The 13,763-nt window shown below is 68.7% G+C and carries 13 protein-coding genes; 7 read left to right on the plus strand and 6 right to left on the minus strand.

From position 1 onward, the window contains the following. Window positions 1-10: 10 nt before the first annotated feature. From ACIRG5_RS31340 to ACIRG5_RS31350, 3 genes are all read right to left on the minus strand, one after another. Window positions 11-1,111, minus strand: a complete 1,101-nt coding sequence (locus ACIRG5_RS31340) for a DNA cytosine methyltransferase (RefSeq protein ID WP_402911270.1) — start codon at window positions 1,109-1,111, stop codon at window positions 11-13. 37 nt (window positions 1,112-1,148) lie between these two features. After that, window positions 1,149-2,144 (minus strand): DNA cytosine methyltransferase, encoded by a 996-nt coding sequence (locus ACIRG5_RS31345; protein ID WP_402911273.1) that lies wholly within the window; start codon window positions 2,142-2,144, stop codon window positions 1,149-1,151. Window positions 2,145-2,229: 85 nt separating this feature from the next. Further along, window positions 2,230-3,843 carry an RICIN domain-containing protein gene (locus ACIRG5_RS31350; RefSeq protein ID WP_402911275.1) on the minus strand — a complete coding sequence of 538 codons (1,614 nt, stop codon included), beginning with the start codon at window positions 3,841-3,843 and terminating at the stop codon, window positions 2,230-2,232. A gap of 162 nt (window positions 3,844-4,005) precedes the next feature. Between ACIRG5_RS31350 and ACIRG5_RS31355 the strand changes: the two genes are divergently transcribed. The 7 genes from ACIRG5_RS31355 (at window position 4,006) to ACIRG5_RS31385 (ending at window position 12,209) form a co-directional block, all read left to right on the plus strand. Continuing rightward, window positions 4,006-4,512: a SigE family RNA polymerase sigma factor gene (locus ACIRG5_RS31355; RefSeq protein ID WP_402911278.1), complete on the plus strand. Its 507-nt coding sequence runs from the start codon at window positions 4,006-4,008 to the stop codon at window positions 4,510-4,512. Further along, window positions 4,509-5,441, plus strand: coding sequence for an LCP family protein (locus tag ACIRG5_RS31360; protein ID WP_402911280.1), 933 nt, complete (start codon window positions 4,509-4,511; stop codon window positions 5,439-5,441). Before ACIRG5_RS31355 ends, ACIRG5_RS31360 begins: the two co-directional genes overlap by 4 nt. 86 nt (window positions 5,442-5,527) lie before the next feature. Continuing rightward, window positions 5,528-8,287 carry an AAA family ATPase gene (locus tag ACIRG5_RS31365; protein ID WP_402911283.1) on the plus strand — a complete coding sequence of 920 codons (2,760 nt, stop codon included), beginning with the start codon at window positions 5,528-5,530 and terminating at the stop codon, window positions 8,285-8,287. 143 nt (window positions 8,288-8,430) lie between these two features. After that, on the plus strand, window positions 8,431-9,351 hold the full coding sequence (locus tag ACIRG5_RS31370) for a hypothetical protein (protein ID WP_402911286.1): 921 nt from the start codon (window positions 8,431-8,433) through the stop codon (window positions 9,349-9,351). Window positions 9,352-9,405: 54 nt separating this feature from the next. Beyond that, on the plus strand, window positions 9,406-9,924 hold the full coding sequence (locus tag ACIRG5_RS31375; protein ID WP_402911289.1) for a TetR family transcriptional regulator: 519 nt from the start codon (window positions 9,406-9,408) through the stop codon (window positions 9,922-9,924). 9 nt (window positions 9,925-9,933) lie between these two features. Further along, on the plus strand, window positions 9,934-11,001 hold the full coding sequence (locus ACIRG5_RS31380) for a nucleotide disphospho-sugar-binding domain-containing protein (RefSeq protein ID WP_402911291.1): 1,068 nt from the start codon (window positions 9,934-9,936) through the stop codon (window positions 10,999-11,001). A gap of 62 nt (window positions 11,002-11,063) precedes the next feature. Beyond that, on the plus strand, window positions 11,064-12,209 hold the full coding sequence (locus ACIRG5_RS31385) for a glycosyltransferase (RefSeq protein WP_402911293.1): 1,146 nt from the start codon (window positions 11,064-11,066) through the stop codon (window positions 12,207-12,209). Window positions 12,210-12,227: 18 nt separating this feature from the next. Here the strand turns inward: ACIRG5_RS31385 and ACIRG5_RS31390 are convergent, their stop codons facing one another. The 3 genes from ACIRG5_RS31390 to ACIRG5_RS31400 form a co-directional block, all read right to left on the minus strand. Then, entirely contained in the window at window positions 12,228-12,611 is a 384-nt protein-coding gene (locus ACIRG5_RS31390) for an STAS domain-containing protein (RefSeq protein ID WP_402911296.1), read from the minus strand. Between the two features lie 103 nt (window positions 12,612-12,714). After that, window positions 12,715-13,083, minus strand: coding sequence for a response regulator transcription factor (locus tag ACIRG5_RS31395; RefSeq protein ID WP_402911731.1), 369 nt, complete (start codon window positions 13,081-13,083; stop codon window positions 12,715-12,717). Next, window positions 13,080-13,691, minus strand: coding sequence for a sensor histidine kinase (locus ACIRG5_RS31400; RefSeq protein ID WP_402911299.1), 612 nt, complete (start codon window positions 13,689-13,691; stop codon window positions 13,080-13,082). The genes ACIRG5_RS31395 and ACIRG5_RS31400 overlap by 4 nt, the downstream gene beginning before the upstream one ends. Between the last annotated feature and the right edge of the window lie 72 nt (window positions 13,692-13,763).

Here is a 13,763-nt window from a genome sequence, read left to right on the forward strand (position 1 = left end):
TTGTGGACGGTCAGGCCTTGGTCGTGGGTACCAGCGGCTTGTCCGGGTGGGGATCCCACTTCGCCTCGACCGCACGATCGAGGTCCGCGTTGTCGAACTTCAGGCCGAGCGCGGCAGCGAGGATGTGGACCGCGAGGCGAGGTGGGATGGCGTTGCCCACCTGCTGGGGGATGTGCTTGCCCGACCACGGGTAGTCGATCGGGAAGGTCTGAAGCCTTCCGAACTCGTGCCTTTGGAACCTCTTCGGTGCCGACGAGAGAGAGCCGTCGGTGTACAGCTTGTTCCGATCGATCTTTCCCGTGACTGTCGCGGAGGGCTCATCGGAGCGACGTCTGCCGCGCGCTTCGGGCACACCGCCGGTGCCGTAGTTCGAGACGACCACGAACTCGTCAGTGCGTTTCAGCGCCTGCGCCATCGACACCCAGGGCAAGAGCGCCTGGTCGCCGTCCGTCTGCGGCTTTCCCTTGCGGTAGCGACGATGCGTGGGAGTCGGAAGCCTGGCGTCACCCTCCAGGCGTGCAATCAGAATCGCTCGTCGCCGCGTCTGCGGCACACCGAACTCCTCGGTGTGCAGGATGCCGGTGTCGACGTCGTAGCCCAAGCCCCGCAACACCTTGTCGTAAGCCTCCCAAACCGGGAGAACAGCAGGCACCTGTTCCAACACGATTGCCTTGTAAGGCTTTTCACTCCTGTGAGCCGCCAGCACCCATCGCAACGGCTCGAGAACGAGACCGGTACGCGGGTCGGCATCTCCGTGCAGGTTGGCGAGCTCCTTCACGACGTCCTCGCCGTTGACCATGCGCTGCAGAAACTCGAGCACCTGGTCCAACGCGCGCCTTCCGGCACCGCCACCGGCGACCGTATAGGTCTGACAGGGCGGCCCGCCGGTGAGGACGGTCGCTTCAGGAAAGTCGTCCGGCCCGAACTCCCGGACGTCCTCGAACCTGGTGTCGAGGCCGGCTGCGTTTCGAGTCGTGCAGGCATCCACATCCCACTCGATGCCTGCCACGCTCAACCCGAGCCAGTGAGCCGCTACGTCAAGCCCTCCTGGGCCCGCGAACAGGTCGACCATCTGTGCAGACGAGAAGAGCGACGGCTGCACGGAGTTCATGGAGACGGAGTTTATCTCGCAACGGCCGCGACGGGAATCAGGCTCCACTACGCGCCAGTGCAGCTCGAATCGACTGTCCCAGTGCTCGGCCCACAGGCGGCGGCGACGCATGCCCGATCTGTCGGTACCTCGCCGTTTTCCTGCCGGCGAACTGCCATTCGGGCGGAAAACCTTGCAGTGCGGCCGCCTGGTCCACCGTGAGCTTGACCATGCCGGCGCGCCCGAGTTCGGGATTCCAGTCGAAGTCGGGTCCAGGCACGTCGTCGGCCACGGTCCCGCCGTCCACGCCCATCTTCGCCCAGGCTCGCTTGGAACCGGTAAGCCCGAGGTCGGGTCCACCGCGCGTCCAGGAGCCGCCCACCAGGGTGGGAGCCAGTTTGTCCGCCTGCTTCGCCCACTCCCCCGCCTGCTGCCACCCACGAGCGGTCATCGACTCGACCAACGCTTCGCCGACAGTCACGAACTGCTCCAGCGAAGAAGCCGGAACTTCGAAGAGATCCAACGCATCGCCCTTGAACGCCACGAGAATTCCCTGCTCGCGGCTCTGCGGCACGCCGTGGTCAGCGGCGTTCACCACGAACCAGCGGTGCCGATAACCAAGGTGTCCGAGCTCTTCCGCCACGTAGTCCCTGATGAACTCGTATCCGGGCTTGACCGCCAGGTCGGGCACGTTCTCCACCAGCAGTGCCCGCGGCTGCACCCCCGGAACGAGCATGATCGTTGCCTTGAGCAGTTCAAGCTCTGCCTCGTTGCCCCGTGCACGGGTGGCCGTCGCCGATGCCTGCACTCTCGGCAGTCCTGCCGACAACAGATCCACGTCGTAGACCTGCGGATAGTCCTCCGGCACGAAATCCAAGAGGTCCATTTCGAGCACGTGCCAACGAGGACGGTTGGCGCGCAGCGTTTCGCACGCTACGTCACGGTTGTCAATCAGCAGCACCGGGTCGAATCCGGCCTGTTCCAGTCCCAGCGCCAGCCCTCCGGCGCCTGCGCAGACGTCAAGAGAGGAGAAGCGTTTTTCCGCTTTCACCATTGCGCGCCCAGGTCCCCTCTGGCTCCGATTCGAATTGAGAATAACCTCAAACGAAGCCAGAGGGGCGAAGTTGCACACCAAGAAGCTAGCGGAACTTCCAGGCCTGAGCCGCGGAACCGTTGCAGCTCCAGATGTTCAGGCGCGTGCCGGGAGTGGTCGACGCGTTGGGGTTGTCCAGGCACAGCCCCGACTGCGGGTTCTGCACGGACCCGTCCGACCGCACGCGCCACTGCTGCGCGCCCGTGCCGTTGCACTGCCACAACTGGACGGCCGTGCCGTTGGTGGTGCCGCTGTTGCTGATGTCGAGGCACTTGCCGGAGATGGCGATCGTGCCGTCGGCGACGACGCGCCACTTCTGCGCGTAGGAGTTGTTGCAGCCCCAGATCTGCACGGGGTTGCCGTTCTCGGTGCCGCCGGCGTTGTTGTCCAGGCAGAGCGTCGGCGAAGCAGACAACTCAACGGAACCCGTGCCGGACGGGTGGCGTTCGGCCGGGAGTGACGGCGTGTTCAGGTGGTAGAAGTCGACGGCCAGGTAGTTCGGGGTCTTGCGGGCCGCGGGTTCGCAGAAGCGCTGGGCCCGGTTGACGAGCTTCGAGTTGTCAGTGGCGACGGTGCCCTGCATCGGGACGTCGCGGAAGTGGTTCATCACGAAGAGCGGGCGGAAGTTCGCTTCGGTCGCGGTCAGTGGCTTGTCGCCCCAGCGGGAGTAGCAGGACCAGTCGGAGGTGCCGGTTCCCGAGCCCATCGACCAGTAGTTCTCGACGGTCCAGTCCTTCTGGTAGAGCACGCCGGAGTTCTCGCGGCCGTCGCGGCCGTGGTCGGTGAAGATGAGCAAACGCTTGCCGGTGGCCCTCATCTGCGACAACGTCGGCCAGCCGTTCTCGCGGACACCTTCGGCTCGGTACAGGACGTCGCCCAGGCCCTGAACGCGGGCCAGTTCGGAGCGCAGGACGTCGGCGGAGACGTAGTCCTCCAGGAAGACCGTGACGATCTCGGTGGGACGGGACTTCAGGAAGTCGACGATGCGCTGGACGTCGACGTTCAAAGCCACCGGCTTGCTGACGGCCGTGCAGCTGTTGTGGCAGAGGATGGCGCCGTCGGGGGTCTGGTGGATGTCGAGCATGAAACCGCGCACGCCGTCGTTGAGCTGCTGCACGATGCCGCGGGACTGGTTCGGGGCGATGTTGGCGAACATGAAGCCGCCGTCGACGCCGTTCGCGTAGGCGTTGTGCGCGGTCAGGAACGTCATCTCGTCCAGGCGCGGGTCGGCCGGGGGCTGGACGCGGACCGGGGTGACCGGGGTCAGGAACCACGTGTCGTCGCCGGTGCCGACGCGAATCTGGTCGGTGCCGGACGCGATCAGGTAGCGGTCGGCACCAGGGTCCTTGAAGCGGTATCTGTCCTGGTCGTCGAGGAGCCCGATCCACTGGGCCTCGGCACTGGAGCAACTGACCATCTGGGCGGTGTCACCGTTGCGGCCGAGACACTGGCCACCCTCGGACAGCGTGCTGCCGTTCCAGGAGAACTGCTGGCGGTCCTCGTTGCCCTTGGGGCGGTGCTGGACCGGGGTCGAGCCGGACACGGCGGCGTTCTGGCCGGTCACGGCGCTTTGCAGGTAGTAGTTGCCGTTGGGGGCCGCGACCGCGTCGACGGGGACGAGGAGCAGCGACAACAGCGCGAGCACAGGGATGATGCGCATGAGGTGAAGGTTGGTCCACCGACGTGAACATGAAAAGGATTCACACCGAAATCCGTCCAAACCGAGACATCTGTGGGCCGGACCACACAAGTCGATGCAGCGGATCGAGCGGCGAGAGGGGTTTCCCGATCCGCAAGCGACCACTGAGGAGAAGGGGGCGGCGTGGGGTTCGACCAGTTCGTCGCTGATCGACTGGATCGGCTGTTGGCCTATGCCACCGCGATCACCTGCGACAAACACCTGGCGCAGGACATCGTGCAGAACGTGCTCATGCGCGCGCAGGGCAAGTGGGAACGCATCGGGGCGATGGACGTGCCCTATCTCTACGTGAAGCGCATGGTGACCAACGACTACCTGTCGTGGCGGCACCGCAGGGCAGCGCGTGAGATCGCCATGGAACGCAGTGAACTCGCCGGGCACGTGCCGTCGATGGCCGATCCGGCCGACGCGCACGCCGAACGTGAGGCCATGCGCGCACGGATCGCCATCCTGCCGCGCAAGCAGCGTGCGGCGTTGGTGCTGCGGTTCTACGAGGACTGCAGTGACGCGGAGATCGCACAGGTGCTCGGGTGCGCGGAATCGACCGTGCGCAGCCAACTCTCTCGTGCGCTGCAGACGCTGCGCACTCACGAACTCGCCCGGTCCGCCACCCTGGGGGTGCACTCATGAACGACCTGATCCGCCAGGCCATCGCCGCTGAGGCCGAGGAGCGCGTCGACTCCCGGATCGTGCTGGCCAACCTGCACAAGGCCAAGAAGCGCAAGCCGCTCGGGCTGATCGTCGGTGTCGCGACGCTGACCGCCGCCGCTGCCGCAGCCGCCGTCATCATCCCGACGACGATCAAGAAGACCGAGGCCGCGCCGCCCGCGGTGTCCCCCGGTGCGGCGGAAGCACAGAACGTGCTGCTTATCGGCGCTGACGACATGGGCAACACCGACGCGTTGATGCTCGCGCGGTTCCGGGGGGACGGGGCGGCGGTCATGGTCGTGTCGCTGCCACGGGACCTCTACGTGGACGGCGCGAAGATCAACGGCCTGTTCGCCCAGGACCCGAAGAAGCTGACCGCGGCCGTCGAGAAGACGACGGGGGCGAAGGTCGACCACTACGCCGCCGTGCGGATGTCGGACTTCGGCCCGATCTCGCAGCTCGTCGGCGGGGTCGAGGTCTGCCTGAAAGCGGCGGCGAACGACCCGATCACCAAGGTCGGCTTCCCGGCCGGCAAGCAGGTGCTCCAGGGCGATCGGGCTCTCGCCTTCCTGCGCCAGCGCCACGGTCTGCCCAACGGCGACCTGGACCGCGCCAAGCGGCAGCAGATGTTCCTCGTCGGGCTGGCGTCGCAGATCACCAAGGACAAGGCGCTCGCACTCGCGCGCGGCGTCAGCGGGTCGATCAAGGTGGACGACGGCTGGGACGTGCTGGAGTTCGCGCAGCGGTTCACCGGTCCGGTGGGGATCGGCGTGACGACGCTGCCGGTCGACGCGCCCGTCCAGCGGGAGACCGGGTTCGGGTACGAGGTCGACCCCGCCACGGCCAAGGCGTTCGTCGACAAGGCCCTCAGCGGGGGCGACAACTCCGGCGAAGGCGACTGCACCAACTGACGATCACTCGGATGGAGCATCAAGTCGCCCTTCTGCGCAGTCGATGACCAGCATGTAGCCCGCGAGACGGCCGCTACGATCAATTCGTGCGTGAACCACTTGAACGTGACTCCGAGATCGCGCACATTCGTGAAGCTCTGGACGCAGCCACCCGTGGTGAGGGTCGCGTCGTCGTCATCGAGGGCCGTGCGGGCATCGGCAAGACCAGGCTCGTGCACGAATGCCGTGAGCTGGCCAAGGAGCGCGGGTTCGGGCGTCTGCAGGCTGTCGGTGATGCCCTGGAGAGCGCCATGGCGTGGGGCGTCGTCCGGCAGATGGTCGAGCGGTCGGTGTCGCGGTACTCCGGCGAACTGCGCGAGAAGATCCTCGCCGGGCCGTCCGGGGCGGCGCTGAAAGCCCTGGACGACGCCGCGCTCGACCCGAGTCAGGCCGAACTGGCCCGCACGCTGCACTCGTTGTGGTGGGTCGCGGTGGACCTCTCGTCCACCCGCCCGCTGCTGATCACGGTGGACGACGCGCACTGGGCGGACCACTCGTCGCTGCAGTTCCTCGTCTACCTGTCCCGCCGGATCGCGGACCTGCCGATCGCGCTGGTCGTCGCGACCAGGCCGCCGATGGACAACTTCGGGCCGCTCGCGCAGCTGAGCGTGTCCGCCGACCGGTTGCTGCCGCGTCCGCTCACCACGGACGCGCTCAGCGCCCTGGTCGGCGGGCATCCCGAGGTGATCACCGCACTGCACGCGGCCAGTGGCGGGAACCCGTTCCTGTCCGGCGTCCTGGTCGACGAACTCGCGGCGCTCGGGCTGCCGCTGGACGACGCCGCGACGGCGGAGAAGGTCGGCACGCTCGGCCCGAGCACCGTCTTCCGCGCCACGCTGGGAAGGCTGCCCGCCGAAGCGGTGGCGCTCGCGGGCGCGGTCGCCGTGCTCGGTACGCACGCCGATCCGTGGCAGGCGGCGGAGCTGGCGGAGGTCGGCGATCTCCCGGCCGCGGTCGAGGCGTTGACGGCGGCGAACGTCATGGTCACCGGTGAGCACCTGGAGTTCGTGCACCCCGTGGTGCGTGAGGCGGTGCTGACCGGTCTCGGGCCGATCGCGCGCGCCTCGCTGCACGCGCGCGCTGCGAAGTCGTTGCAGGAGTCGCACGCCTCGGCCGGCCGAGTGGCCGCGCATCTCGTCCACGCTCCCAAAGGGACACTGCCGAACGCCGCCGAGGTGCTGAGGAAGGCCGCGGCGACGTTGCTCTCGGCCGGAGACCCGCGCACCGCCGCAGGGCATCTGGCGAGGGCGGTGGACGAGAAGCCCGGCGACGCGGGACTGCGCGCGGAACTCGGGCGCGCGTTGCTGCGGGTCGGCGACGCCGTGAACGCGCACCGGCACCTGAAGGCCGCGGCCCAAGGCCTGCCGGACGCGGAACTGGTGGCCGCGGCGGCCTCGGCGACGGCCGCGCTGGAAGGCCCGGCGGCGGCGATCGCGGAACTGACCGAGGCCATCGGGGCCCGTCCGGACGGCGAGTCGCGGCTACACCTCGAAGCACGGCTGGCGGTGTTCCGCTCGTTCCTGCCCGATCAACGCCAGGTCGCGTCCGCGCACCTCAGCGGCTACGCGGGTCTCGCGGGCGGCACCCCGGACGAACGCACGTTGCTCGGTCTCCTCGCGCAGATGGGCCGCTACGAGGTGTGGCCGCACGACGAGGTCGCCACGACCGCGACGCGCGCGCTCGCGAATGGCGCCTACCTGGACGACGCGACGGGCAGCACGGACGCGATGGTCGCGTGGCTGGTGGCGTTGCTCGCCCTGATGGCCGCGGACGGCGTCGACACCGCGCGACACGAGATCGAACGGGCCAGGTTGAAGGTGCGGGCGCACGGCTCGCCGATCGAGTTCGCCATGGTGGCGAACGCGTCGCTGTTCCTGAACTGGCGCTGCGGCAACATGCAGGTCGTCGAGGCCGAGGCCGAGGGCGCACTGGCCGCCGTCGCGCACGAGGACCCGGTGTCCGAGGTGATCAGCCTGCGCGCGACCTCGACGCACTTCGCGGTCTACGCGGCACTCGAACGGGGCGACGTCGCGGCTGCCGGCGCGTTCATCACGGCGTTCGACAGCAAGCACGCCGATGCCCGGCTGACCATGCCGATGATCTGGCTGCACGAGGTGCGCGCGTTGATCGCACTGGCCGAAGGCGACGCACGGCGCGCGATGTCCCAGGCCTACCGTCAGCGCGACGCGATGCACCAGGTGCACGTCGATCCGCCCACGATCCCGTGGCGTGCGGTGGCCACCCGCGCCGCGTTGCTCCTCAACCAGCACGAACTCGCGTTGGAACTGGCCACCGAACAGCTCGACGTGGCCCGTAGGTGGGGCGCGGCGACCGAGGTGGGTGCGGCTTTGCGGCTGCTCTCGAACGCCGACGCGGACGCCCGGCTGGAGTTGCTGACCGAGTCCGTGTCCGTCCTGGAGGCGTCGCCTTCACGTCTGGAACTCGCCCGGTCGCTGGTCGACCTGGGCGAGGCGCTGCGGGTCGCGCGACGCCGGACGGACGCGCGCGAGCCGTTGCATCGCGCCATCGAACTGGCCGGGAACTGCGGCTCGGCGGCGCTCCAGACCCGTGCGGTCGAGGCGTTGGAGGCACTCGGCGACCGGCCGCGCCGCCAGATCACCCTGGGCGCGGAGGCGTTGACGGCGTCCGAACGGCGCGTGGCCGACCTGGCGGCGGCGGGCCGGGCGAACAGGGAGATCGCGCAGGAGCTGTTCGTGACGCCCAAGACCGTCGAGAACCACCTCGGCCGGATCTACACGAAGCTCGGAATCGCAGGTCGCAGGGACCTCGCCCGCGTCCTCGCCTGAGACAGAGCGATGTGGGGGTGTCCCTGATACACCCATCTTTTCCGCTGGAGGGTTGAGGGATCTCCCCTCATGCCTTTGGGGGTTCGCCTCGGCGAATCTTGTGTCACCGCAGGGGAACACAGGAACTCGAAGGGGAAACCGAAATGATCCGCAACGCTCTGATCGCCGCCGCCGCTCTCACCGCCGTCGTCGCTCCCGCCACCGCCGTGGCGGACCCGATCATCGGCACGCCCCCGCCGTGCGTCGGCGCCTCCGACATGGCCGGCAGCGAGTTCAACGTCAAGAAGTGCGGCGTCAGCGATGTGGACCAGCACCGGGCCGGCCTCGAGAACAACGGTGGCGCCTACTGCGGCCCGGCCTCCCTCTACAACGTCCTGCACTACTGGGGCCACGAGAAGGACGCCCCCGTCGGCTGGCTGACCACCAAGGTCGGCAACCTCAACCCGAAGGACCCCGCCGACTACAGCGTCATCACCAACTCGATCGGGCGCATCGGCGTCGACGCCAAGTACGACGGCGGCACCAACCTCACCAACCTGCGCAAGGCGTGGGACATCGCCACCAAGCCCGCCCGTGACGCCGGGTGGACCACCTCCGCGGGCGCCGTGAGCACCCACGAGAACCCGGACTTCGCCGGTGAGCTCGCGAAGAAGCTCAACGAGGGCCCGCTGCAGCTCGTCTACGGCCGCTACAAGGCGGGCCCCACCACCGGTTCGCTGCAGCGCAGCGGTGGTCACATCATCACGGTGGTGTCCGCGACCGGCTCGTTCGGCGGCAACACGATCAAGCTGAAGCTGGCCGACCCGGGCCGCGCCGGTGACAGCGGCCAGGGCAACTACCTCTACACCCAGTCCGCGTACGAGTCGCTCGACGTCACCCTGACCAAGCGGTCCATCAAGGAGTACGTCCCGGTCAAGGACGACGAGAACACCCGCGAGGACGAGTCGCTGGAGCCGGGCACCTACCGCACCGTGACGCGCTGGGAGCTCACCGGCGAGCGCTACGTCAGCGACACCACCCGTCAGATGGTCGAGGCCTTCAACTGGTTCGACATGGCCAAGTAGTTTCCGGCTTCCAGGGCCGCATCCCTTCAAGGGGTGCGGCCCTAGTCTGTTTTCATGCCCAGCCGCGATCGGGAACGCACCCGCCGCCGGTTGCTGGACGCCGCGTTCGTCGAGTTCGCCGCCTACGGGATCGCCGGGGCGCGGATGGAACGCATCGCCCGCATCGCGCGGTGTTCCGCGGGTCTCGCCTACACCTACTACGGCGGCAAGGACGAGCTGTTCGACGCCGTGCAGTCCGAGGTGGTGAGCGCGGTCGCCGTGGAGTTCGACGCCCGTGACCTGCCCGGATACGCCGCCCGGCTGTGCGACCTGCAGCACCGGCACCCGGAGTTCGCCCGGCTCGCGACCTGGCAGCGGCTGGAACGGCGCGGCTGCGTCAGCCGGGTCGCCGAGGTCGAGGCGATCCGGGCGGCGCAGGAGTCGGGACTGGTGTCGTCGCGGTTCTCCGCCGAGCAGGTGTTGCAGCTGGTGCTGGCGATCGCGTCGATGTGGTCGAACGCCGCTGGAGGTGCCGATCACGAGGAACGGCGGCGGACCGTCGAGGACGCCGTGCGCCGGCTGGTGGAGCCGTAACCTGGATCTATGCGTGTTCTCGTCGTCGCCGCTCCCCTGCTGGGTCACGTCTTCCCGTTGATGCCCCTGGCCCTGGCACTGCGCGAGGCGGGCCACGAGGTCGTGGTCGCCACGGGCGGCGAGGCGCTGCGGGTGCGCGACTCCGGCCTGCGCGTCGAGGACGTGGTCCCGGCGAACGTCCGCTTCGGACCGATCGCGCTGCGCATCATGCTGACGCATCCGTTGGTGGCCAAGAGGGAGATGCGTGGCAGCGGGCGGCTCGACTTCGTGTCGCGGCTGTTCGGTGTGGTCGGGAACGCGATGACGGCGCCGTTGCAGGCCTTTGCCCGTGGTTGGAAGCCGGACGTCGTGGTGCACGAACCGCTGGCCGCCGCCGGGTCCGCGCTGGGCGTGCCCTCGATCGTGCACGACGTGTCGCTGTTCGACGGGCTGGAGCTGACGGCCGCGGTCGGCGCGCGGATGAAGGCCGGAGTGCGTTCTCCCACAACGGTTCTGCGCACGGCGCCGCCGTCGCTCGCGGAGTTTCCCGGCGGTGAACGGATGCGGTTCGTGCCGTACAGCGGTGACGGTGAGGTGCCGCGGTGGCTCGCCGAACCGTCCGGCAAGCCGCGCATCCTCGTCAGCCGGAGCACCGCGCCCGGTCCTGGCTCTGGCCGGATGATGGCGGCCGTGGTCAAGGCGGCCGAGCGGGTGGACGCCGAGTTCGTGCTGGTGCGCCCGGAACGCACCGAGGGCCTGCCCGGCAACGTCCGGACGGTCGGATGGGTGCCGATTCCGCGCGCGCTGCCGTTCTGCGACGGGATCGTGCACCACGGCGGCGCGGGGTCGTTGCTCGGCGCGCTCGCGGCGGGAGTGCCGCAGCTCGTCGAGCCGGGACCGGGCGACCGGACCGTGCACGCGACCGCGATCACCGGGCGTGGGGCGGGGCTGCGGGCGGAGCCGCGGGAGATCACACCCGAGCTGCTCACCCGGCTCATCGAGGATTCGAAGCTGCAGCGGGCCGCGGGCGAGGTGCGCGCCGAGATCGCGGCGATGCCGTCGCCCGCCCAGGTAGCTCGGCGGTGGGAAAGTCTCTAGCAGCGGGTCACGATTCGCGGGATCGACTCCCGGAACAATAGAACAGCACCTAATCTGGCCGGGTGCGCATTCTCTTCTCGAGCCTAGGCTCACACGGACACGTTTACCCGATACTTCCGCTCGCGATCGCCGCGCGAGCGCAAGGACATGACGTTCTCTATGCCGTCGACTCCGGATTCCACGCGACCGTGGAAAAGCTGGGGTTCACGGTGGTCGACGCGGGCATCAGCATCTGGGAGGCGTTCCGCCAGGCCAACGAACTGCACGGCACGGGCGAGTTCCGACGCGACATGCTGCGTCAGACGGCCGTCGACGCGTTCGGGTCCGTGCTGCCCAGGGCCTTCGTGAACGATCTGGAGCCGGTGCTCGAACGGGACAAGCCCGACCTGGTCGTCTTCGAGCTCATCAACCCCGGCGCCGGCCTCGCCGCCCTGCGCGCCGGGATTCCGACGGTGTGCCACGGATTCGGCAAGATGGACGAATCCCTCGTTCCGGAAGCAATGAGCAACCTCCTTCTGGAGTACGTCGCCGAACTCGGTATCACGTTGCCCGATGGGCAGCATTACGGGCTCGGATCGACTTATCTGGACGTCTTCCCGCCGTCTTTGCAGAACCTGGACTTTCTTGCGGACGTGGATCGAATTCCGATGCGTCCGGTTCCGTTCGCCGAGCCGGGCGAATTGCCCGATTGGGTCGTGGCGCACGAAAGGCCGCTCGTCTACCTGACGTTCGGCACCGCGTTCTCGAACCCGGACGTGCTGCGGACCGCGATCGCCGGGCTCTCGGGCGTGGACGCCGAGGTGCTGGTCGCGACCGGGCCGCAGGTCGATCCGTCCGTGCTGACCGACGTGCCGGGCAACGTGCACGTGCTGCCGTGGGTGCCTCAGGCGGATCTGCTCGCGCACGCAGATCTCGTCGTGCATCACGGCGGCGCCGGCACCACGGTCGCCGCGATGACGCACGGCCTGCCGCAGTTGGTGCTGCCACAGGGCGCCGACCAGTTCCGCAACGCCGAGATCGTCGCGGACACGCGACTGGGCGCTCAGCTCGTCGGCGAGGACTTCACGGCGGACGCGGTGCAGGAGACCGTGCGGAAGTTGTTGAAGGACAACGAGGTGCAGGCCGCGAACGCCGCCATCGCCGCGGAGATCGCCGCCATGCCGCACCCCGACGACGTGGTGCCGAAGCTGACCGAACTGGCCGGCTGACGACGTGCGGACCGGTGCCTACTCGCTGGGCACCGGTTTCAGCGCCGACAGCGCCTCCTCGACGGAGTCGTGCAGCGCGAGGACGTCGGCCACCCCCGTGACCTGCAACGGTCGTCTCACGGCCCGCTGCGGCGCGACGACGTGCAGCTTCTTGCCCAGCTCGTCGGCGTGCTCGTGGGCCGAGATCAGCGTCGAGATGCCGGTCGAGCCGAAGAAGCTGACCTCCGTGAGGTCGGCGATCAGCGCGGGCCCCGCGGTCTCGAAGGCGTGACGCACCGCGTCCAGCACCTCGTCGGCCGTGTCGACGTCGATCTCGCCTTCCACGGCGATGACAACGATCCCGGCGACCGTCGCGACACGGACCGTGAGCAGCGGCGATTCCTTGAACACTTCTTCGTTCACCAGCACTCCCCGGTGGCCGAAGGCGCACGAGACTCGGACTCCGAGCACGCTGCTGAACCCGGCTGTCGCCCCGACGTTACGGCCGTTGCTTCCCCATCACAACCTATCGTCCCCCCAACCTCCGGACGGCGGCGACCAGTTCGGTGTTGCGCACTCCCTTGGCCAGGTAGTCCGTGACGCCCGCCCGGCGCATCTCGTCGACGGCGCCAGGATCGGTGTAGGCGGAGAACGCCAGGATCCGCGTTCCGGGCGCACGCTGCAGGATCTCGGTCGCCGCGTGCGAGCCTCCGCCGAACGGCATCCGCACGTCGAGCACGACCACCGCCGGCGCGTGCTGTTCGGCCAGTTCGACGGCCTCGCGGGCATCGGCGGCGACCGCCACGACCTCCAGGTCCGGTTCGTCGTCGAGCACGTCCCGCAGGACGTCCCTGATCAGGGGATCGTCGTCGGCGATCAGCACGCGGACGATCACGGCCGCACGTCCGGGAGCCAGAACTCGACGACAGTGCCTCCGCCTTCGCGCGCCGTCACGGTGCACCAGCCGCCGACGGCCACCGCCCGTTCGCGCATCTCGATCAGGCCGAAGTGACTCGTGTTCTGGTCTAGGTCGGGGATCCCGACGCCGTCGTCCATCACCCGGACCAGAAATCCTCGGTCCACAGTGGACAGTTCGAGGACGGTGAGCGACGCACGCGCGTGCTTGCGGACGTTGGTCAGCGCCTCCTGGCAGATGCGGAAGATCGTGATGGCCGCGTCGCCGCCCGGCTCGCGTTCGAGCCCGTACCGGATCTCCCCGACCGTGGAGGTGTCGGCGAGGTAGGCGGCCAGCGAGTCGCGCAGACCCTGGCGCTCGATACCGGGAGGACGCACGCGGAACACCAGGTTGCGCAGCCTGCTGATGGTGGCGCGGACCGCCCCGTCGAGCTGCCTGACCATCTCGCGGTGCTCCTCCGGCAGCTTGCGGGCGAGCAGCTGCAGCCGCATGTCCACGGCGACCATGGCCTGGATGGTGTCGTCGTGGACGTCCCACGCGATGCGCTGCCGTTCCTTCTCCTGCGCCTCCACCAGGTGGGTGAGCAACCTGCTCGCGCGCGGTGAGCGAGGCACCGGCGGTCTTGACCCTGCCGGTCAGCCGGTCGAGCACGCCCGCGA

This window comes from Lentzea sp. NPDC102401 (genome assembly GCF_044765805.1).
GTDB classification, from domain to species: Bacteria; Actinomycetota; Actinomycetes; order Mycobacteriales; family Pseudonocardiaceae; genus Lentzea; species Lentzea sokolovensis.